The organism is Streptomyces sp. NBC_00258, assembly GCF_036182465.1.
GTDB lineage: Bacteria > Actinomycetota > Actinomycetes > Streptomycetales > Streptomycetaceae > Streptomyces.
The window spans coordinates 11164848-11185649 of record NZ_CP108081.1 but is presented as its reverse complement, the minus strand read 5'-3'; the positions used below and the strand labels follow the sequence as shown (position 1 = coordinate 11185649).

The 20802-nt window shown below is 69.0% G+C and carries 16 protein-coding genes and 1 pseudogene; 4 read left to right on the top strand and 13 right to left on the bottom strand.

Going from position 1 to position 20802, the window contains the following annotated elements; translation table 11 throughout:
- The first annotated feature begins 2 nt into the window (after positions 1–2).
- The gene (locus OG718_RS49545) at positions 3–1502 is read left to right on the top strand and encodes a family 43 glycosylhydrolase (RefSeq protein ID WP_328847314.1); all 1500 of its coding nucleotides are present in this window, start codon (positions 3–5) and stop codon (positions 1500–1502) included.
- Here the strand turns inward: OG718_RS49545 and OG718_RS49540 are convergent.
- The 3 genes from OG718_RS49540 to rraA form a co-directional block, all read right to left on the bottom strand.
- Positions 1474–2715, bottom strand: coding sequence for a PP2C family protein-serine/threonine phosphatase (locus OG718_RS49540; RefSeq protein ID WP_328847313.1), 1242 nt, complete (start codon positions 2713–2715; stop codon positions 1474–1476). The two genes, OG718_RS49545 and OG718_RS49540, sit on opposite strands and share 29 nt — an antisense overlap.
- A 99-nt stretch (positions 2716–2814) precedes the next feature.
- Positions 2815–3573 carry an IclR family transcriptional regulator gene (locus OG718_RS49535; protein WP_143642218.1) on the bottom strand — a complete coding sequence of 253 codons (759 nt, stop codon included), beginning with the start codon at positions 3571–3573 and terminating at the stop codon, positions 2815–2817.
- A gap of 62 nt (positions 3574–3635) precedes the next feature.
- Positions 3636–4103: a ribonuclease E activity regulator RraA gene (rraA, locus tag OG718_RS49530; protein WP_143642220.1), complete on the bottom strand. Its 468-nt coding sequence runs from the start codon at positions 4101–4103 to the stop codon at positions 3636–3638.
- A gap of 321 nt (positions 4104–4424) precedes the next feature.
- Here rraA and icmF point away from each other — a divergent pair, with 321 nt between their 5' ends.
- Positions 4425–7655 carry a fused isobutyryl-CoA mutase/GTPase IcmF gene (gene icmF, locus OG718_RS49525; RefSeq protein ID WP_328847312.1) on the top strand — a complete coding sequence of 1077 codons (3231 nt, stop codon included), beginning with the start codon at positions 4425–4427 and terminating at the stop codon, positions 7653–7655.
- Here icmF and OG718_RS49520 read toward each other — a convergent pair.
- Positions 7606–7785 (bottom strand): annotated as a pseudogene (locus OG718_RS49520) (hypothetical protein); the annotation flags it as partial. The gene icmF and the pseudogene OG718_RS49520 sit on opposite strands and share 50 nt — an antisense overlap.
- Positions 7786–7991: 206 nt before the next feature.
- On the opposite strand from OG718_RS49520, the gene OG718_RS49515 reads away from it, so the two are divergent.
- Positions 7992–9101: a glycoside hydrolase family 76 protein gene (locus tag OG718_RS49515; protein ID WP_328847311.1), complete on the top strand. Its 1110-nt coding sequence runs from the start codon at positions 7992–7994 to the stop codon at positions 9099–9101.
- Here the strand turns inward: OG718_RS49515 and OG718_RS49510 are convergent, their stop codons facing one another.
- From OG718_RS49510 to OG718_RS49495, 4 genes are all read right to left on the bottom strand, one after another.
- Positions 9102–10133, bottom strand: coding sequence for a LacI family DNA-binding transcriptional regulator (locus OG718_RS49510; RefSeq protein WP_328847310.1), 1032 nt, complete (start codon positions 10131–10133; stop codon positions 9102–9104). It abuts the gene before it with no gap.
- A gap of 93 nt (positions 10134–10226) precedes the next feature.
- On the bottom strand, positions 10227–11522 hold the full coding sequence (locus OG718_RS49505) for an ABC transporter substrate-binding protein (RefSeq protein WP_143642352.1): 1296 nt from the start codon (positions 11520–11522) through the stop codon (positions 10227–10229).
- A 55-nt stretch (positions 11523–11577) separates the two neighbouring features.
- Complete coding sequence (locus OG718_RS49500; protein ID WP_328847309.1) at positions 11578–12489, bottom strand: carbohydrate ABC transporter permease; 912 nt, start codon at positions 12487–12489, stop codon at positions 11578–11580.
- Positions 12473–13354, bottom strand: coding sequence for a carbohydrate ABC transporter permease (locus OG718_RS49495; RefSeq protein ID WP_328847308.1), 882 nt, complete (start codon positions 13352–13354; stop codon positions 12473–12475). Before OG718_RS49495 ends, OG718_RS49500 begins: the two co-directional genes overlap by 17 nt.
- 308 nt (positions 13355–13662) lie before the next feature.
- Between OG718_RS49495 and OG718_RS49490 the strand changes: the two genes are divergently transcribed.
- A complete protein-coding gene (locus OG718_RS49490; protein ID WP_328847307.1) occupies positions 13663–15018 on the top strand; it encodes a glycoside hydrolase family 125 protein in 1356 nt (451 codons plus the stop codon).
- A gap of 365 nt (positions 15019–15383) precedes the next feature.
- Here the strand turns inward: OG718_RS49490 and OG718_RS49485 are convergent, their stop codons facing one another.
- The 5 genes from OG718_RS49485 to OG718_RS49465 are packed head-to-tail and all read right to left on the bottom strand — an operon-like array spanning position 15384 to position 20781.
- Entirely contained in the window at positions 15384–16667 is a 1284-nt protein-coding gene (locus OG718_RS49485; RefSeq protein WP_328847306.1) for an NAD(P)/FAD-dependent oxidoreductase, read from the bottom strand.
- 46 nt (positions 16668–16713) lie between these two features.
- A complete protein-coding gene (locus tag OG718_RS49480; RefSeq protein WP_328847305.1) occupies positions 16714–17379 on the bottom strand; it encodes a haloacid dehalogenase type II in 666 nt (221 codons plus the stop codon).
- Between the two features lie 56 nt (positions 17380–17435).
- Positions 17436–18374: an aldo/keto reductase gene (locus OG718_RS49475; RefSeq protein WP_328847304.1), complete on the bottom strand. Its 939-nt coding sequence runs from the start codon at positions 18372–18374 to the stop codon at positions 17436–17438.
- Positions 18371–19831, bottom strand: a complete 1461-nt coding sequence (locus tag OG718_RS49470) for an aldehyde dehydrogenase family protein (RefSeq protein ID WP_328847303.1) — start codon at positions 19829–19831, stop codon at positions 18371–18373. Before OG718_RS49470 ends, OG718_RS49475 begins: the two co-directional genes overlap by 4 nt.
- Positions 19828–20781 (bottom strand): succinylglutamate desuccinylase/aspartoacylase family protein, encoded by a 954-nt coding sequence (locus OG718_RS49465; protein ID WP_143642238.1) that lies wholly within the window; start codon positions 20779–20781, stop codon positions 19828–19830. Before OG718_RS49465 ends, OG718_RS49470 begins: the two co-directional genes overlap by 4 nt.
- Between the last annotated feature and the right edge of the window lie 21 nt (positions 20782–20802).

The following is a 20802-nucleotide window of genomic DNA, read 5'->3' as shown; positions in this document are numbered from 1 at the left end:
AAGTGACTCGTTCCAGATGCCTGTCCGTGCTCACCGCCGTGCTCGCCATGGTGGTCGCCTTCCTGGTGGCGCCGCCGCGCGCGGCCGCCGCCGTCACGTTCACCTCGACGGGGGTGAACCAGAACGGCGCCAACTGCCTTGATGTACCGGGCAGTTCGACGACCAACGGAACACAGCTCCGCGCCGGCACATGCGCCTCAAGCGCGAGCCAGTCCTTCGGCTTCACCCCGGTCGCGGGGACTGCCGACACCTACACGATCAGTACGCATGCCTCCGGCCAGTGTGTCGACGTGTACGGCGCGTCCACCGCGGACAACGCCACGATCATCCAGTGGACCTGCCACAACGGCACGAACCAGCAGTGGCGGCTCGTACCCGTGACCGTCAGTGGAACCGACAGGACGTTCAACCTCGTCTCCGTCGGCTCCGGCAAGTGCGTCGTGCCGAGCGGCGGTTCGTCGGCCTCGAACACGGGCCTGGTGCAGCTGCCGTGCGGTACCGGGAACGGCAGGGTGTGGCGCCTGCCCGGCTTCACCGGCGGCGGCACGACCCCGGGCACGTTCACCAACCCGCTCTCCCAGCGCGGGCCCGACCCCTGGCTGACGTACTACGACGGCTACTACTACCTCGCCACGACCACCTGGAACTCGACGGTCACCATGCGCAAGGCCGACACCCTGGCGGGCCTCGCCACGGCCACCGACCAGGTGATCTTCAACCTCACCAGGCCCAATGGCGCCGGCACGATGTGGGCCCCGGAGTTCCATCTGCTCGACGGTCCCAACGGGAAGCGGTGGTACTTCTACTACACGGCCGGGCGGGAGCCGTACGACCTGGGCACCCAGCGGATCCATGTCCTGGAGAGCGCGGGCCTGGACCCGATGGGCCCCTACAGCTTCAAGGCCGACCTGCTCGACCCGGCCCAGGACAACACCTGGGAACTGGACCCGGGCATCCTGAAGTTGAACGGTCAGCTCTATCTTCTCGGCACGTTCTACAACGGTTCGCAGCCGATGTTCATCCGGCCGCTGTCGAACCCGTGGACCGCGAGCGGCACCCGCCGGGTGCTGTCCACCCCGACCTACAGCTGGGAGACGGTGGGCGGCGCGGTCAACGAGGGCGCCGAGGTGCTCCAGCGGGGCGGCAAGACCTTCATCGTCTACTCCGCCAGCCACTGCTCCACGCCCGACTACAAGCTCGGGATGCTCACGTACAACGGCGGTGACCCGCTCAGCTCCTCCTCCTGGGTCAAGTCACCGAACCCGGTCTTCCAGCGGTCCAACGCCAACGGTGTGTACGGCCCCGGCCACAACGGCTTCTTCAAGTCGCCGGACGGGACCGAGGACTGGATCGTCTACCACGCGAACAACTCAGCGGGCGGTGGCTGCGACATGAACCGGTCCACCAGGGCGCAGAAGTTCACCTGGAACGCCGACGGCACACCGAACTTCGGCACACCGGTGGCTCTCGGCGTCACACTGACCGCACCGTCGGGCGAGTAGCGGTCGCTTCGGAATCAGTAGCTCCGCTCGCTCCGCAGACCGCCGGTTCGGGAACCACCACGTCCCGGACCGTCGGTTTGCGGATCAGGAGCAGTGCCGCGTCGTCGTGGAGGCGGCCGCCGACATGTGCCAACAGTTCGTCATGCAGCGCGGTGAGGGTACGGGCCGGCTCGTCGGACACGTGGCGTGCCAGCCCTTCGGCGAGCTGGTAGAACTCACGGCCGCGGTCGCGGGCCTCGGTGACCCCGTCGGTGTAGAGCAGCAGCTGGTCCCCGTCGGCGAACGGCACGACCTCCAGGGCCGGGGCGTGCTTCGCGAGGGCGCGCAGGCCGAGGGGCGGGGCCGGATGCGCGGGCTCCACCGACTCGACGCCTCCGGACGCGCGTATCAGCAGCGGAGGCGCGTGTCCGCAGTTCACCACCTCGAGCTGCCCGGCCTGTGAGTAGCCGGCGACCACGGCGGTGACGAAGTCGTCGCAACCGAGATTGCGCGCCAGGCTCCGCTCGATCCTGTCGATGACGGCGAGGAGATCCGGCTCGTCGTAGGCGGCCTCACGGAAGACACCGAGCACCAGCGCGGCGGTCCCCACGGCCGGCAACCCCTTGCCTCGCACATCGCCGACGATCAGCCGCACTCCGTAAGGGGTGGGTATCAGTGCGTAGAGGTCCCCGCCGATTCGGGCCTCTGCCGCCGCGGCGCTGTAGCGGACGGCCACCTGGAAGGGACCGACAGTCGCGGGTACGGGCTTCAGGAGCGCGTGCTGGGCGGTCTCCGCGACCGAGCGGACGGCAGCGAGCACCCGGTCACGGCGCCCGCGCAGCGCGCTGGCCAGGCCACTCGCCACAGTGACGGCGGCCAGGGCGGAAAGTACGGCTGCCAGCTCGGAAGCCGGAACGCCGTCCCGGGCTCCGAGCGTCGCACCGAGCACCCCGGCGAGGAGACCGACGCACACGACACCGCGCGGCCCGTTCGTGGTGGCGGCCAGTGCGGGCCCGGCCGCGAGGAGGGGCAGCCAGACCATCCCGGCTCCGCCGACGAAGTCGGCGAGCACGACGGCGGAGACGATCAGGACGGGCAGTGCGTGCAGTACGGGCGTCCCGGCGGCCAGCCGTGCGGTGGCCCGGCCGCGCGCCGAAGTTCGGGAATCGGTCACCCGGTTCCCGAGTGTCCGTATGGACCGGTGGTTTCCACCATGATCACGGGCCTGACTCATACTTCGTCCGCTGTCCTCACCTGTGCGCGACGCACATTCCTGAAATGCCGGTTTCATCCAGGAAACGGTGTTGGCCCGGACCTCACAAGAAGCTGATTTTCAGATAGTGAGCGACAGCCCTCTGGTCACGCGGTTCGCGGTCGGGATCAGCCGCGCCCGGACGTCCCGCACCCGGGAAAGCCGTTCCACCGGCATCGAGACACCGAGCGAGCCCAGCGTGTCCCCGCTGTAGACGGGCACGGCGACGCAGACCGTGCCCAGCGCGTACTCCTCAAGATCCGTGACGGCCGGGGCCACGGGTGAGGTGTCCAGGCGCCGGAGCAGTTCCGGTCTGCTGGTGATCGTCCGCGGTGTGAGGTCGGCGAGGTGGTGCCTGGAGAGGTAATCCTTGCGGTTCTCCTCATCCAGTTCTCTGAGCACGGCCTTGCCCAGCGCGGTGGCGTGGCCCGCGTCCTCGAATCCCACCCAGAGGTCGACGCGCGGCGCCCGGGGGCCGTCGACGATCTCCGCGACCCGGATCTCGCCCTCCTCGTAGAAGGTGAGGTAGGCGGCGGTCGCGAGCTCGTCGCGCAGCGCGGCGAGCACGGGTCGGACACGGCTGAGCAGCGCCTGGCCACGGCCCGTGCTCTGCATCACCTGCAGCTTGTCGCCCAGGACGAAGCCGCCGTCGTCCAGCTTCCGCAGGTATCCGTCGTGGACCAGCGTCCGCAGCAGGTGATACGCGGTGGCCAGGGGCAGGCCCGTCTCCCGCGCCAGCTGCTTCGCGGGCGCCCCGTTCTGGTGCGCGCTGACGGCTTCCAGGAGGCGAAAGGCCCGCTGGACGGACGTGATGAGGGTGGGGCTGTCGTGCGCACCCATACGACCAGCGTGCGCCAGACGGCCGACGCGGGCAAGGCGAGCACGGCCCTGCGCGCGAAGCCCTACACGCGAGTGACGAGGATCCCGTCGGCGTCGCTGTAGAGATGGCAGCCGGGCGTGAAGGTCACCCCGCCGAACGAGACCTCGACGTCCCTGTCCCCGACACCCTCCTTACGGCTCTTCCGAGGGTTGGATCCCAGGGCCTTCACACCAATGTTGATCTTCGACAGTGCCTCGACATCGCGGACGGCGCCATTGATGACGACGCCCTCCCAGCCGCTGGACGCGCCCAGGTCCGCGATGAGATCCCCCATCAGAGCGGCGGCCAGCGAGCCACCACCGTCGACGACGAGCACCCGCCCCGCGCCGGGCTCCCCGAGGGTGGCCTTGAGGATCACGTTGTCCTCGTGGCACCTCACGGTCGTGACGGCACCCTCGAACGACGTCCGGGCACCGAAGATCCGGAACTGGGTGGTGCACGACTGGAGGTCGTCACCGTGCTCGTCGTAGAGGTCGGCTGTGGGCTTCATCGGATTCCTCTCGCGGAGACTCAGGCACCCTGGAGCGGCCCGCCAACGCCCGACAAGCCGCCGGCCAAAGCCTACGGCGACACGGCCGCCGACTCCGTGCCCCCCTCACTGGCTTCCGCCAAGGGACCACGAGGGCCGTCCACAGGGCCGGTCGCCCAGTCCGGAGTCGCCGCGGCCGCCGACGGGGAGGCGCGCGAGGCACCGAACCGACCCACGCGCTCCCTGTGCTTCTGCTCACACCGGCGCTGCCTCCTGTAATTTACTAGGACGTCCTACTATCTAGTCAGTCAGCGTTACCCTGACCTGTCTGGGAAGGCCCCCATGAGCGACCTGCACCGCCCCGTGCACCCCATCCGTCTGGTCACCGCGTCGGCGCTGTTCGACGGGCATGACGCCTCGATCAACATCATGCGGCGGATCTTCCAGTCCCAAGGGGCCGAGGTGATTCATCTCGGACACAACCGGTCGGTGCAGGAGGTCGTGGACGCGGCGCTCGAGGAGGACGCGCACGGTGTGGCGGTCTCGTCCTACCAGGGCGGGCACGTGGAGTACTTCGAGTACCTGGTCGACTCGCTGCGCCGGCAGGGAGCCGAGCACGTCCGGGTGGTGGGCGGCGGGGGCGGTGTCATCGTGCCCGAGGAGATCGTCCGGCTGCGCAACAGCGGGGTGACCATCTTCTCCCCGGAGGACGGCCAGCGCATGGGCCTCGCCGGAATGGTCAACACGGTGGTGAAAGACTGCGACTTCGACCTCTGGGACGGCAAGCCCGCCGACGCGGCCGCCGTGCTCGCGGGCGACCGGTTCGCGATCGCCCGCGCCATCACGGGCGCGGAACTCGGCAAGCTGCCCCCGGACTTCCTGGATCAGCTGCGTGCCGCCGGGGCCGCGCGCAGCACGCCGGTGGTCGGCATCACCGGCACCGGCGGCTCGGGCAAGTCGTCGCTGACCGACGAGCTGGTGCGCCGGTTCCGTCTCGACCAGCAGGACAAGCTGCGGATCGCGGTGATCGCGGTCGACCCGACGCGACGTCGCGGCGGCGGTGCACTGCTCGGTGACCGGATCCGTATGAACTCCCTCGACGGGAACCGGATCTTCTTCCGGAGCCTGGCCACCCGCGGCAGCCACGAGCTGCCCGAGCACCTCTCCGAGGTGATCGACGTGGTCAAGGCCGCCGGCTTCGACCTGGTGATCGTGGAGACACCGGGCATCGGCCAGGGCGACGCGGCGATCGTGCCGTTCGTCGACACCTCGATGTACGTGATGACGCCGGAGTTCGGCGCCGCCTCGCAGCTGGAGAAGATCGACATGCTCGACTTCGCCGACGTCGTGGCGATCAACAAGTTCGAGCGGCGCGGCGCCAAGGACGCGCTGCGCGACGTGGGACGCCAGCTGGTCCGTAACCGTGAGGCGTTCGGGAAGCGGCCCGAGGACATGCCGGTCCTCGGCACCTCGGCGGCCACGTTCAACGACGACGGTGTCACCGCGCTCTACCAGTACGTGAAGGCGGCGCTGGCCGAGCACGGGCTGCCGTTGTCCGAGGGCACGCTGCCGCCGGTCGACGTGCGCCACTCCTCCGGCATCCGGCAGGTGGTTCCCGCGGACCGGGTGCGCTACCTCGCCGAGATCACCGACTCGGTCCGCGGGTACCACGCCGCCACCGAGCTGCTGGCCGAGGCGGCCCGGCGGGTGCAGCGCCTGGAGGCGGTCGAGGGCGAGCTGGTCGCGGCCGGCTCCGAAGCGGGGAACGTCCAGTCGCTGCTCGACGGCGCCCGCAAGCAGCTCCCTGAGGATGTGAGGGAGCAGATCGCGAACTGGCCCTCCGTCGTGGCCTCGTACTCCGGCGACGAGCTGGTCGTGAAGTCGCGGGACAAGGAGATCCGGACCAGGCTGACGCGCGAGTCCCTTTCGGGCAACAAGATCCCGCGTGTCTCACTGCCCCGGTTCACCGACCACGGGGAGTTGGTGCGGTTCTGGCGGCGGGAGAACCTGCCGGGCCACTTCCCGTTCGCCGCCGGGGTGTTCCCCTTCAAACGCGACGGTGAGGATCCGGCGCGGATGTTCGCCGGCGAGGGAGACCCGTTCCGCACCAACCGCCGCTTCAAGCTGCTGTCCGAGGGCCAGCCGGCCACCCGGCTGTCCACGGCCTTCGACTCGGTCACCCTCTACGGCCGTGACCCGGACGAGCGTCCCGACATCTACGGCAAGGTCGGCACCTCCGGGGTGTCGGTGGCGACCCTGGACGATATGAAGACCCTCTACGACGGCTTCGACCTGATCGCTCCGACGACCTCGGTGTCGATGACGATCAACGGCCCGGCCCCCACCGTGCTCGCGTTCTTCCTGAACACCGCCATCGACCAGCAGATCGAAAGGTTCCGCACCGCCGAGGGCCGCGACCCCTCCCCCGAGGAGACGGCCGGACTGAGTGCCCACGCACTGGCGAACGTGCGCGGCACGGTGCAGGCCGACATCCTCAAGGAGGACCAGGGGCAGAACACCTGCCTGTTCTCCACCGAGTTCTCCCTGCGGATGATGGCGGACATCCAGGAGTGGTTCATCGCCAACAAGGTCCGCAACTTCTACTCGGTGTCCATCTCCGGCTACCACATCGCCGAGGCCGGGGCGAACCCCATCAGCCAGCTCGCCTTCACCCTCGCCAACGGCTTCACCTACGTGGAGGCCTACCTCGCACGGGGTATGCACATCGACGACTTCGCCCCCAACCTGTCGTTCTTCTTCTCCAACGGCATGGACCCGGAGTACTCGGTCCTGGGCCGGGTCGCCCGCCGGATCTGGGCCGTCGCGATGAAGGAGAAGTACGGCGCGGGCGAGCGCAGCCAGAAGCTCAAGTACCACGTCCAGACCTCCGGACGCTCCCTGCACGCCCAGGAGATGGACTTCAACGACATCCGCACCACGCTGCAGGCGCTCATCGCCATCTACGACAACTGCAACAGCCTGCACACCAACGCCTACGACGAGGCCGTGACCACCCCCACCGAGGACTCCGTCCGCCGGGCCCTGGCGATCCAGCTCATCATCAACCGTGAGTGGGGTCTCGCCATGAACGAGAACCCCCTCCAGGGCTCGTTCATCATCGACGAACTCACCGACCTGGTCGAAGAGGCCGTCCTCCAGGAGTTCGAGCGGATCAGCGAGCGAGGCGGCGTGCTCGGCGCCATGGAGACCGGCTATCAGCGCGGCCGCATCCAGGACGAGTCGATGCTCTACGAGCAGCGCAAGCACGACGGCACCCTGCCCCTCATCGGCGTCAACACCTTCCGCAACCCCCACGCGGACACCGCCGAACCCGTCGTCATCGAGCTGGCCCGTGCCACGGAGGAGGAGAAGCAGTCGCAGCTGGAGCGTGTGCGCGACTACCAGTCCCGCCACCGCGACCCGGCCCACGCGGCCCTGTCCGCCCTCAAGGACGCGGCCGTCAGCGGCGACAACGTCTTCGCCGTCCTCATGGAGACCGCCCGCGTCTGCTCGCTCCAGCAGATCACCGACGCCTTCTTCGAGGTCGGGGGCCAGTACCGCCGCAACGTCTGATCCGGCACCGGTCACCAACCGTCAAGTGCTCGGCTCCGGTGACCTCGGCATGCATGCGCAGGGGTGTCCGAAGAGGAACGGGACGGTGGTAATGCACCTGAAGGGAGATGGTCATCCCCGTCGCCCCGTCGCCCCGGCGGCGGGGGCAGGCCCCACCCCATCAGCTCGTCCGGAGCTGACTGTCGCGGGGATGAACTACTCGTGCTGCCAGAAGCGTTGACGATCCAATGGGTCAATGACAACGTTTCCATAGCCGCATCCTTGGAGGCGCTCCCCATGCCCATGTTTCCCTCTCGGCGAGTGATGGTCGGTTCCGGCCTGGCCGCGATGACAGCGATGGCCACCGCACCGGCGGCCGCGGCGGAGCGCCCGGGCCCGGCCCGGGCGCTGTCGCGCGCCATCGCCGCGTACTCCGCGATCGAGAGACACTTCGGCACGAATGACGGTTCCGGGCTGGTCCGCGAGCAGTATCCGGCGGCTGCCGACGACAGGCCGTACTCGTACGAATGGCCCTTCTCGCAGGTGCACATCGCCGCGCTCGATCTCACGGCCGCGGACGCGACGTACGAGGCGGAGCTGGCCCGACGGTCAAGATCGCAGGAGCACTTCTGGAACGCCGGCGGAGGCACGACCGGGCTTCCCGGATACGACTCCTACCCCGTCGCCCCGTACGGCTCGGGCGGCGACATGTTCTACGACGACAACGAATGGGTCGGCCTGGCGAAGGTCCAGCGTCATCTGCAGACCGGGGACGCCGCCGCGCTGGCCCGCGCGAAGGAGATCTTCGCCCTGGTCAAGTCCGGCTGGGACACCGATACGAGCCACGCCGCACCCGGCGGAGTCTTCTGGGCCCAGGCCGACTGGAGCCACGACCGCAACACCGTCTCGAACATGCCGGGTGCCCAACTCGCCCTGCGCCTGCACCAGATCACCGGCAAGGCCGACTATCTGCACTGGGCGAGACGCTTCTACGACTGGACGAACACGCATCTGCAGAGCCCCGGCGGCCTGTACTGGGACCACCTCGACCTCGAGGGCACCATCGAGAAGACCTTCTGGTCCTACAACCAGGGCGTGCCGGTCGGCGTCAACGTTCTCCTCTACGAGGTCACCCGCGACCGCGCCTATCTGCGCCGGGCCGAGCGGATCGCCGAGGCCGCGTACGACTACTACGTCACGCAGGGGCGGCTGTTCGCGCAGCCCGTGTTCTTCAACTCGATCTTCTTCAAGAACCTGCTGCTCCTGGAGTCGGCGACCAGGAAGGACAAGTACCACCAAGCGATGGCGGACTACGCCGACCAGGTGTGGTCCACGATGCGCGACCCCGCCACCGGCCTCGTGCACTTCAATGCGGCCGGCGGTACGGAAGCTATCCAGCAGGCCGCGTTCGCGCAGATCTACGCCGTGCTCGCGTGGCCCCGCGCCAAGTGGCGGACGCTCTACTGACTACTGGTGCCCGATCTCTCCCGTGCCGCGCGCGATCAGCTGGACCGGGAGGACGACACGGCGGGAGGGGGCGTCGTCGCCGTTGATGCGGTCCAGCAGAAGGTGGGCGGCATGGCGGCCGAGTTCCTCGGTGTCGGAGGTGACCACGGTGACCGGGGTGGGGAGCATGTCGGCCAGTTTGAAATCGTCGAAGCCGACGAGCGCGACGGTGGTCTGGAGCTGCCGGCAAGCGCGCAGGACGCCCTCGGTGAGGAAGCCCGTGGTGGAGAAGACCGCGGTGGGTGGACGGTCGGAGGTGAGCAGGGTGTGGGTGGCGGACTCGGCCTCCTCGGCGGTGCCGCGGCTCAGGGCGACGACCAGGTCGTTGTCGGGGCTGATGCCGCTGCGGCGGAGGGCCTTGCGGTAGCCGCGCAGCCGTCGGCCGGTGCTGTAGTAGGAGGGGGCGACGAGGATCGCGATCCGGCGGTGGCCCTGGTCGATGAGGTGCTGGGTGGCCTTGTGTCCGCCGTCCTCGTTGTCGACGAGCACGACGTCGGCCTCGGCGCCCGTGGCCGGCCGGTCGACGAAGACGATGGGCACGTGGTCGTGGCCGTTGATCTCGTTGAGGAACGCGTGGTCGCCCTGGTCGGGGACGATGATGAGCCCGGCGACACGGCGCCCGATCAGCTCGCCCACGGCACGGCGTTCGACCTCGGGGTCCTCGTCGGCCGTGCTGAGGAGGACCGCGTAACCGGCCTGGCTGGCGACCTCGACGGCGGCCTTGGCGAGGGACGCGTAGAACGGGTTGGTGAGGTCGCCGAGCAGCAGCCCGACGGTCATCGAGTTCTGTCCGGGACGCAGCGAGCGCGCGATCTCGTTGCGCTGGTAACCGATCGCGCTGATAGCCGCGTTCACCCGCTCGGCCGTCTCCTCGCGAACCGTTCCGATGCCGTTGACGACGCGGGAGACGGTGACGACGGCGACTCCGGCCCGCTCCGCGACATCGCGCATCGTGGGCCGGGCGTTCTGCTGGTGCGGAGGACGACTGCTCACGTGAGTTGAAGACCAACCTTCCATCGCGTACCGGGGGCCGGGACCGCCCTCAGGATACGTTTCGGGCCCCGGCCCGCCGCTCGGTCCGCGTCGCTAACCGTTGTTCTTGATCACATCGTTGATCTTGTCGGTCATCGTCTGGAGGTCGGAGAGCGGCTTCTTGCCGTTGAGGATGTCCGGCCAGTAGGCGGTGATCAGGTCGTTCGACTGGCTGGCCCACTGGGTGGTGAAGCGCACGCCGATGGTGGTCTTTGTGTTCAGTCCCGCCTTGACGGTGGACGCGACGGTCGTCTGGCCGGACTTGTCGAGGGCGCCGAAGTAGGCGTTCTGGGCCGAGAGGTAGGCCGGGGCCGCGACCGGGGAGTCGGGCAGCACCTTGGTCCACACGGTGGAGTCGAGGTACTTGAGGACCTTGAAGGTGGCGTCCGCGTTCTGGGTGTACGACGGGGTGCAGATGCCCACGGCGTCGTACAGGGTGGCCGGCTCGGTCACCTGGGGAAGGGGCGCGAACCCGTACTTGATCTTCGGCTTGTCGGTGAGGAAGCCGGCGGCCAGCCACTGGCCGCTCCACAGCATCGGGATCTGTCCGGCGGCGAACAGCGCCTGCTGGTTGCTGATGTCGTAGCCGGGAGGTGCGATGGCCCCGCTCTTGATCCCTGCCACGACCTTGCGGACGCCTTCGGTGTATGTCGCGTCGATGGTCGTCCTGGTGGGCTGGTGGACGGAGTCGGCGAACGGCGCGCCGCCCGCGGACAGCGCGTACGTGCTGAGGGAGAAGGGGCCGTCCGTGGAGGTCAACGCGTCGGCGACCAGGCCGTACTTGGCGCCTTTCGCGTGCAGTTCGGCGGCGGCGTCGAACATCTGGTCCCAGGTCCACCCGGCGGCGGGCACGCTGATGCCGGCGGCCTTGAAGGCGTCGACGTCGTACCAGATGCCGTACGTGTTCAGCAGCGAGGGGACACCGCCGATCTTGCCGTCGGCGGTCTTCCAGTTCTTCATGGTGGACGAGACGAAGCTGCTCGCGCCGAAGTCGCTGGAGCCGGAGAGCCGGGAGGACCAGTCGGTGAGCAGGCCCTGGTTGGTGTACTGCTGCTCGGTGTCGTTGCCGCACCAGAACAGGTCGGGCAGTTTCTTGGCCTGGGTCAGGGCAGCGAGCTTGTCGCTGTAGTTGCCGTTGGGTGTGTCCACGCGCTTGACGGTGATGTTCGGGTCGTGGAAGCCGGTCAGCGCCTTGTCGATGGCCTTGTTGGTGGCGGCGGACTCCCAGGTCATGAGGGTGACCGTCGCCTTGCCGTCCGACTGCTCCCCGGACGAGCCGCCGCAGGCCGCCGTCGCGAGCAGTCCCCCCGCCGTCAGCAACGCTCCGGCGAGACGGATCAATCGTTTCATCATGGCCTCCTGATACCTGGCTGGTACACGGCTCGTTGGTGGGTCGGGGTGTGGATCAGCGCTGGTTGACGGTGCCCAGAGCGCTCAGGCCCTGGATGAAGTAGCGCTGGGCGACGAAGAACACGGCCAGTGGCGGGAGCATGTAGAGCAGGTTGGTGGCCATGTAGAGGTTCCAGTCCGGGGTCTGGCCGGCGAACTGGGAGGCGAAGGAGGCCATGCCGACGCTCAGCGGCCATTTCTCCGACGAGTACAGATAGATGAGCGGGTTCAGGTAGTCGTTCCAGGACATCTGGAAGGCCAGGATTGACATCGTTATCCAGGCAGGCTTGGTGATCGGGAGCATGACGCTGACGAAGATCCGGACGTGTCCCGCGCCGTCGACCTTCGCCGCCTCGTCGATGGAATGAGGGATCGACAGGAAGTACTGGCGGGCAAGGAAGATGAAGAGCGGATTGCCGCCCAGGAAGGCCGGGACGATCAGCGGCAGCCAGGTGTCGTACCAACCGATGTCCTTGAACAGCTGGAACAGCGGGATGATGCCGACCACCGGGGGCAGCAGCATGCTGCCGACGAAGACGTAGAACCACACCTTCCGGCCGGGGAAGCGCACCCGGGCCAGGGCGTAGCCGGCCATCATCGAGGTCATCACGCCGCCGATCACCGACAGGCCGGTGATGACGACGGAGTTCAGCAGCAGGCGCGGGAAGTGGATGACCTTCGGCCCGTCGATGAAGTTCTTGAAGTGGAACTCGTGGGGCAGCAGTCTCGGCGGGACCTCGAAGACCGCCGAGGGGCCCTTCAGCGCGACGGTGAGCATCCACAGGATGGGCAGGATCATCACCGAGCTGATCAGCAGCGCGACGGCGTACCAGGACGCCGTGCGTACGGTCCTGCCGCGCGGCTTCGCCGGCGGGACTCTTGTCGGCGCCTTCGTCGGCGCCCTCGTGACGTCAGGAGACGTGGTCACTGTAGGTCCAAATCGACGAGAAGCGGGCGGTGGCGGCGATCACGACGACGATGACGAGGAAGAGCACCCACACCTGGGCGGAGGCGTAGCCGAACTGGGAGACCTGACCGAGTTTGGGGAAGCCGTTGCCGTAGATCGACAGCATCAGGGTCCTGGTGCTGAACCCGGGACCGCCCAGGCCGTCCGGCGAGAGGATCTTCGGCTGGTTGAACGCCTGAAGCGCCGTCACCATCTGCAGGACCACCTGCAGCATCATGATCGGGCTGATCAGCGGCAGGGTGATCCGGAAGAACACCGTGCGGGGGCCGGCGCCGTCGAGCCTGGCCGCTTCGTACAGTTCGGTGGGGACCGCCTGGAGCGCGGCGAGGAAGATGATCATCGTGGCGCCGACGCTCCACAGCATGACGATCACGATCGAGGGCATCGCCGAGTTCTCACCCGACAGCCACTCACTGGTGGGCAGGTGGAGCCAGTCCAACACCTGGTTGGCCAGGCCGACTTGGGGGTTGAACACAAACTTCCAGAGCGTGATCGTGGCCACCACGGGCAGCACGACCGGCAGGTAGCACAGGGTGCGCAGCAGGCTGACACCCCGCATCCGCTGGTTGCAGAACACCGCCAGGGCCAGCCCGATGGCCAGCGACAGCGGCACGTACAGGACGACCAGCAGCAGCGTGGCGCGCACCGACGGCCAGAAGGACGGGTCGGTGGTGAACATCCTGCGGAAGTTGTCGAGGCCGATGAACTTCGGGTCCGACAGGCCGTTGTAGCTGGTCAGCGCGAAGTAGGCGGACCGGAACAGCGGGTAGAGGACGAACGCCGTGAAGCCGATGACCGCCGGTGCCAGGAACACGTACGCGGCCACGGTGTCCGAGGACCGCTTGCGTCGCCGTCGCCAGGGTCGTCCGAAACGCCCCGGGCTCCCCCGGCCTGGCGGCCGATCCACGAGTGGTGCGGTGGTTCGCGCCTCTTGGTGCGGAGCGGCTGTCACACGCGCTCACCTTCTTCCTCCGAGGAGTCGGCGATCACTCGGACCGGGCGGACCCGACCGTCTGGTGGCCTCCAGCCCCTTCAAGGTAACGTTTCCATTCCCTGTTGATCACACGGTGGCGCACGCCCCAGAGGGAGTCAAGAGGCGCGATGGTAACGTTTCCCAGGCCAACATCCGGAACAGTGTGGGCGGTTCCGGAGTCGCTGAGGACACTCGGAAGCCGGCTGGCCACCGAACTGCGCGGCAGCCCGGCAGCGGACATCGTCGAGAGTTGCCTGACCAACACATGGACCACATCGATGAGTTGGGGCACCCCGCCGTCTGATGCCCCGGGAGTGCCGGAGGTCTTCGTCAGGACCGGAGACATTCCGGCGATGTGGCTGCGGGACAGCACGGCCCAGGTCCGCCCCTACCTCGCCGTGGCCAAGGATCCCGAGGTCGGCGACGTCCTCGTCGGCGTCTCGCGTCGACAGATCCGCTGCGTCCTGCTGGACCCGTACGCCAACGCCTTCAACGACGGACCCACCGGTACGCACGGCGAGCCCGCCGACCGGCCCACGCCCGGGGCATGGGTGTGGGAGCGCAAGTACGAACTCGACTCCCTATGCGCTCCGTTGCAGTTGGCGTACGCGATCCGGCGGGCAACGGGCCGCGAGGACCACCTCGACGACGCCTTTCACCGCGCCGCCTGGACGATCGTACGGCTGTGGCGGGCGGAACAGTCCCACACGCACTCGCCCTACTGGTTCGTCCGGCCGTCAGGCCCCTTCGCCGGTGACAGCCTTCCCCAGGGCGGCCGCGGAGCCGGCGTCCGGCGAAACGGTATGACGTGGTCGGGCTTCCGGCCGAGTGACGATCCCTGCCGGCACGGCTACCTCGTCCCGGCCAACGCCCTGGCGTCGGCGAGCCTGCACGGCCTGGCCGAACTGGCCTCGTCCGCTCTCCGCGACACGGAACTCGCCCGCGAGTCCCGGAGGTTGGCCGCCGAGATCGACGCCGGAATCCTGGCGCACGCGGTGGTCGAGGCCGACGGCGCATCCGTACTCGCCTACGAGGTGAACGGCCTCGGCGCGGTGCTGCTCGGCGACGACGCCAACCTGCCCAGTCTGCTGAGCCTCCCCCTGAGCGGCTGGTGCGCACCGGAGGACCCTCTCTATCAAGCGACCCGGCGTCTGGTGCTCTCCGAGGCGAACCCTTCGTTCTTCGGCGGCAGGTACGCGTCCGGTGTCGGCAGTACGCATACACCGGACGGTCACGTCTGGCCGCTGGCGATCGCCACCGCCGGCCTGACCGGCGACGAGAACGCCGCGGCCCGGGCCCTGGAGACACTGGCCGCCACGACCGGCGGCACCGGCCTGATGCACGAGAGCTTCCATGTCGACGACCCCGGCCGGTTCACCCGGCGCTGGTTCGGCTGGGCCAACGCCTTGTTCTCCGAACTCGCCCTCGATCTGTGCGCGGAAGGCGTACGGCAGCTGTTTCCCGTGCACCCGCGGGCCCTGCCGGCTACGCCGAGCGCGAGCGGCAGGCCCGCCTGACCTGCGTCAGTCGTCGGCGTCAGCGTCGGGAGGACAGCTCGGCCGGTCCGGCGGCGCCAGGACGGCGACGCTGCCACTCGGCCATTCCGGATCCGTACGCCGCGCCTTCGCCGCGCCTTCGCCGCGCCTGAACCGTCGCCGTCCCGCACCCCGCCTGCGTATATGCGCCCGCGCAGGCGCCGAGGGTCCGTCGCGGATCGTGCTGCGCTGGAGGGACAACGCGCCCGAAGACGCGCGGATCAAGGCTGGGATGTCGGGGCGGGTGCTGGAGCACGCGTATGGGGTGCGCCGGCCGGAAGGCCGCGGGGACGGGCCAGGGCCGCTGCTTGGGTGGTCCCCGCGGCTTCAACGCCGTCGGAATCGGCTCAGAGCAGCCTGTCCTTCGCCTTGTAGTAGGCGCCGCCGAAAGGCAGGAACCAGGGCGTGCCGTTGTAGAAGGGGACGGGGACTTTCGGGAAGCCGAATCCGCGCAGCGGGTTGGCCTCGGGCTTGCCGTCCATCATCTCGGCGACCGTCCGCCCCATGTACGTGGCCATCTGGACGCCGTGGCCGCAGTAACCCATGGAGTAGTACAGGCCGTTGACTTCACCGGCGTGCGGGATGCGGTCCCAGGAGAAGCCGACCATGCCGCCCCACACGTAGTCGATCCGCGTCCCGGCCAACTGCGGGAAGATCTCCGTCATCTCCCGCTTGAGGATGTCACCGCTCTTGATGTCGGAGGCCGGGTTGGAGGGGGCGAAGCGGGCCCGGCCGCCGAAGGCGAGGCGGTTGTCCGGGGTGAGGCGGACGTAGTGGCCGACGTTCTTGTGGGCGACCAGCAGGCGGCCGTTCGGGATGAGCTCCTTGGCGCGTGCCTCCCCCAGCGGCTCGGTGACGATGATGAAGCTGCCGACGTTGATCAGCCGCTTGCGGAACCACGGCATCGACTTGTCGGTGTAGGCGTCCGTCGCCGCCATGACCTGCTTGGCACGGATGGTGCCGTTCATGGTCTCCACCAGAAAGCCTCCGCCGGACAGGCGGGTGAGGCCGGTGGCGGCGTTGCGCTCGTGGATCTCGGCGCCGGCGCGCTCGGCGGCGTCTGCCAGGCCGCCGACGAACTTGCCCACGTGCAGGCCCGCGCTGAGCGGGTCGAGCAGGGCACCGTGGTAGTAGTCCGTGCCGAGTTCGGCCCGCAGTTCGCTCCTGCTCAGGACGACCGTCTCGTGGCCGAAGTTCTCGGCCAGATCGCGCTGTTTGGCCCGCAGGCCCTCGAAGTGCCCGGGCTTGCAGACCGCGCCGAGGCGCCCGGAGCGGTTGAAGTCGCAGTCGATGTTCTCGGTGTGGGTGAGTTGCTCGACGACGTCGACCGCCTCGCGGAAGGCGTCGTACAGCTCACGGGCCCGCTCCTGCCCGTAGCGCTTGCGCGCGTCGGCGGGGCTGATGGTGATGCCCTGGGTGCACATGCTGCCGTTGCGCCCGGAGGCGCCCGAGCCCACCTTGTCCTTCTCGACCAGGACGACCCGGGCGCCCTTGCGGGCGGCGTGATAGGCGGTGGACAGGCCGGTGAGACCGCCGCCGATCACCACCACGTCCGCCTCGTCGGGCAGGTCCTTTCCGGAACGGTCGGGGAAGGCGGGGGCTGTGTCCAGCCAGTAGGGGATCTGCTTCATGGCGTGCGTCCTCTTGTTCTCGGTCTGTTTCGCCGTTGCGCTTCGGTCAGCAGCCGAGCAGTTTCGGCAGGCCCGACAGGTCCCGCAGCTCGTCGTACGGCTGGTAGTCGGCGCTGCCGGGGCGGCCGTAGCGGTTGATCCACACCCGGCGCTTCAGACCGAGGTCGCGGGTCGGGATGTGGTCGTACTCCCAGCCCTGGGCGGTGTGGATGACCTGGGACGGCTCGACGCCCATGGTCTTGAAGGCGTACTCGAAGGTCTGGCGGTCCGGCTTGTAGGCGCCGGCCTGCTGGGCGGTGATGACATGGTCGAACTCGACGCCGATGTTCTCCACGTTGCGCGCGATCAGGTTGTCGTCGGTGTTGGAGATGATGGCGATCTCGTACTTAGTCTTCAGGGCGCGCAGCGCGTCCGGAACCTCCGGGAAGGGGCCGAAGGTGGGGACGGCCTCGACGAGGGCGTCCCCGTCGGAGTCGCGGTACGCCAGGCCGTGCAGACGCATGGCGTTGCGGAGGCTGGAGTGCAGGATCTCGTGGTACGGACGGTAGGCCTCCAGGACGGCCTGGAACCGCATGACGCGGAAGTCGTCGAGGAACTCGTCGACGTCCAGGTTGTCCAGGTCCAGCCGGTCTTCGAGGACCTTCAGGGTCGTGGGGGCGAGTTCGAAGTTGATCAGGGTCGCATAAGCGTCGAAGGTGACGATCTCTCGCATGGTGTTCGCCTCAGTCTCGCGGGTTTCCGGATTTTCCAGGGGGTGGGGTGGGGGCTTCAGACGACGCGTTCACCGGGGGTGACGATCGCGTCGAGTGCGGTCAGGTCGGCCGGGTCGGGGGTCCAGTCGGCCGCCGCCGCGTTGGCGGTGACCTGTTCGGGCGTCATGGCGCCGCAGATGACGGAGCCGACGGCGGGGAGCGCGGCCAGTGCCCCCACGGCGACCTGGAGGAGGGTGAGTCCTCGTTCGGCGCCGTACGCGGTGAGCGCCTCGGCCTTGTCGAAGGCCGCGTCGGTGAGCCAGCCCTGCCGCCAGGACAGCCGGCTACCGGGCGGGAGCTCCTCTCCGCGCCGGTACTTTCCGCTGAGCAGGCCGTTGGCCAGCGGGTAGTACGGCAGGAGGCCGATGCCGTGGCCGACGCAGGCGGGGACGACGTCCTTCTCCACAGCGCGGTCGAGCAGGTGGTATCGGGCCTGGACCGACACGAAGGCGTCCGTGAGGACCTCGGCCGGGAAGTTGGAGCAGCCGATGTACCGGATCTTGCCCTCGTCGACCAGTTCCCGGAGCGCGGCCACCGTCTCCTCCAGCGGAGTGACGCCGTCCGGCTCGTGGTACTGGTACAGATCGATGCGGTCGGTGCCGAGCCGCCGCAGCGACGCCTCGACGGCGTACCGGAGGTAGGCACGTGCCCCGCGCGGCCCGTACAGGTCCGCGTCTCTGCTCATCTCCATGCCGAACTTGGTGGCCAGCACGACTTCGTCGCGGCGCCCCTTGAGGGCGGCGCCGAGGAGCCGTTCGCCGTCACCGCGCCCGGTGCCGCTCTCCCCGAACCCTCCGTACATGTCGGCGGTGTCGAAGAGGGTGATCCCCGCGTCGAGAGCCGCGTGGACGACGGCCTTCGTTCCGTCCTCGTCGAGTCGGGAGCCGAAGTTGTTGCCGCCGACGCCCACCACGGAGACGGCAGGGCCGCGTTCACCGAGCGCGCGGTATCTCATGACCGGCTCCCGAAGCCGATGCAGACGTTCTTGGTCTGCGTGTAGCTGTCGAGTGCCGCGAGGCCCTTCTCCCGGCCCCAGCCGCTGTGCTTGTAGCCGCCGAAGGGCAGTTCCACGCCGGTGCCGACGCCGGTGGCGTTGACGTAGACCTGGCCGGCCCGGATGCCCTCGGCGAGCCGCATCGCCTTGTCGATGTCACGGGTCCAGACGTAGGACGCGAGGCCGTACGGGCTGTCGTTGGCGATGTCCAGGGCCTCGTCGGCGTCGTCGAACTCGATGACGGTGATGACGGGGCCGAAGATCTCCTCGCGGGCGCACCGGGCGTCGTTGGTCAGGCCCGTGAGCACGGTCGGTTCGACGTAGTAGCCGTCGGCCAGGGCCGGTTCGGACGGGGCGCGGCCTCCGGCCCGTGCCACGGCGCCCTCCTCCCGGGCCAGGTCCAGGTAGCCCAGCACCCGGTCGCGCTGCCGGGCAGCGACCAGCGGGCCGACGTCCGGGTCGGTGAGACCCGGGCCGACGCGCAGTGCGGCGGCGTGGGCGACGAGCTTGTCGAGGAACTCCTCGGCGCCGCGCTGGAGCAGCAGCCGGGTGCCGGCCGAGCAGGTCTGGCCGGCGTTGCCGAAGGCCGAGGCGACGACAGCTCCGAGGGCCAGGTCGAAGTCGGCGTCGGCGAAGACGACGACCGGGGACTTGCCGCCCAGTTCCGTGACGGAGGGGACCACGTTGGCGGCGGCGGCCTGGGCGACCTTTATGCCGGTGGGCACCGAGCCGGTGAAGGTGACCTGGTTGATGTCCGGGTGCCCGGCGAGAGCCGCGCCGGTCTCGCCGTCACCGGGGACGACGTTCAGGACGCCCGGCGGAAGGCCGCACTCCAGGGCGATCCTGCCGATCTCCAGCGGGGTGAGGGGCGCCTCCGGGGAGGGCTTGAGCACCACGGTGCAGCCCGCCGCCAGCGCGGGGGCGGAGCCCCTCGCGGTGTTCTGCAGGGGGTAGTTGAAGGGGATGATCTGGCCGGAGACACCGATCGGCTCTCGGACGGTGTAGTCGATGAGGCCGGGCCCGAGGGGGATCGTGGTGCCGCCGAGCTTGTCGGCGACGCCCGCGTAGAACTCGAAGTACCGGGCGGCAGCTTCGACGTCGGCCTTTGCCTGGCGCAGTGGCTTGCCGACGTCCTGACTCTCCAGGCGGGCCAGCCGTTCGCCCTGGTAGCGGATGGCCTCGGCGATCCGGTAGAGGATGCGGCCCCGGTCGGCGGCGCGCATCGCGGCCCATTCGGGAGAGGTGAGCGCCGCGCGGGCGGCGGCCACCGCCTGGTTCACGTCCGCCTCGCCGGCCAGGGCCACCTGGGCGACGGCCGTGCCGTTCGACGGGTCGAGGACGGTGAAGGAGCGTCCGTCGGCGGCGGGGACCTGCTTGCCGTCGATGAGCATTTCTGTCAGCTGCGGTTCGCCGGTCATGGCCGGATCTCCCCCAGCACCTCGCCGAAGATGACGACCTCGTCGCCGGGGCGGACGGTGCGGATCCGTCGGACCCAGAGCACGATGCCGTCCTGCGGGGCAGTGACCTCTTCCAGCGTGTTGCCGTAGTGGTCGGTGATGGTGGCGATCAGGTCGCCTTCCTTGCAGTTCTCCCCCGGCTCGGCGCGGGCGACGAAGAAGCCGCCGGCGGCGGAGCGGGCGAAGGTCCCGGAGACGGTGGTGTAGGTGTCCCGCAGCTCCGCCTCGCCGTCGGTCATGCCGAGGCTGCGCAGTACGTTGCGGATCGAGTTCATGTGCGTCTCGACATTGGCCTCGCGGTAGGTGCCGCCGCCGACCTCGATGGTGATGGCGGGCTTGCCCGCCGCGAGAGCGGGGTGGCGGACCGTGCCGCCCCACTTGCCGCCCTTCCAGACCAGCTCGTGCCCGGCCGCCAGCGCCAGGTCGGTTGCCAGGTCCTCGTAGCCGCCCTGGAGGATGACCAGCGGGGCGATCTCGCCGTAGGCGCCGCCGGTGTGCAGGTCGACGACGGCGTCCACGGCCGGCACGACCTGCTCGACGAAGGTGGCGGCCAGCCGCTGCGAGTAGGAGCCCTCCGCGTCGCCGGGGAAGATGCGGTTGAGGTTGAGGTGGTCGATGCCGCTGGCGCGGGCGGCCGCCTCGAAGGCGGGGGTGTTCATGCAGGGGATGCCGACGACGGTGCCGCGCAGGGTGGCCGGGTCGATCTCGGCGAGCACACGCCGGACGGCCTCCTGGCCGTCGTACTCGTCGCCGTGGACGCCCGCGTCCACACACAGGACCGGGCCGTCCTGCGCGCCGTTGACGACGATGAGCGGGATGCCGAGCTCCACGCCGTAGGTGCTGGTGCCGACCGGGATGAGGCCCTGGGCGCGCTCGCCGGGGGCGACGGTCAGCGAACCGATGGAGTACATGGGGTTCCTTTCCAAAAACGT

Coding starts and splice junctions, on each gene's coding strand:
- OG718_RS49540 (WP_328847313.1), bottom strand. CDS start 2,715: ATGAGTCAGGCCCGTGATCATGGTGGAAACCACCGGTCCATACGGACA.
- OG718_RS49470 (WP_328847303.1), bottom strand. CDS start 19,831: ATGACCGGCGAACCGCAGCTGACAGAAATGCTCATCGACGGCAAGCAG.
- OG718_RS49505 (WP_143642352.1), bottom strand. CDS start 11,522: ATGAAACGATTGATCCGTCTCGCCGGAGCGTTGCTGACGGCGGGGGGA.
- OG718_RS49465 (WP_143642238.1), bottom strand. CDS start 20,781: ATGTACTCCATCGGTTCGCTGACCGTCGCCCCCGGCGAGCGCGCCCAG.
- OG718_RS49475 (WP_328847304.1), bottom strand. CDS start 18,374: ATGAGATACCGCGCGCTCGGTGAACGCGGCCCTGCCGTCTCCGTGGTG.
- OG718_RS49515 (WP_328847311.1), top strand. CDS start 7,992: ATGGCCACCGCACCGGCGGCCGCGGCGGAGCGCCCGGGCCCGGCCCGG.
- OG718_RS49485 (WP_328847306.1), bottom strand. CDS start 16,667: ATGAAGCAGATCCCCTACTGGCTGGACACAGCCCCCGCCTTCCCCGAC.
- OG718_RS49535 (WP_143642218.1), bottom strand. CDS start 3,573: ATGGGTGCGCACGACAGCCCCACCCTCATCACGTCCGTCCAGCGGGCC.
- icmF (WP_328847312.1), top strand. CDS start 4,425: ATGAGCGACCTGCACCGCCCCGTGCACCCCATCCGTCTGGTCACCGCG.
- OG718_RS49480 (WP_328847305.1), bottom strand. CDS start 17,379: ATGCGAGAGATCGTCACCTTCGACGCTTATGCGACCCTGATCAACTTC.
- rraA (WP_143642220.1), bottom strand. CDS start 4,103: ATGAAGCCCACAGCCGACCTCTACGACGAGCACGGTGACGACCTCCAG.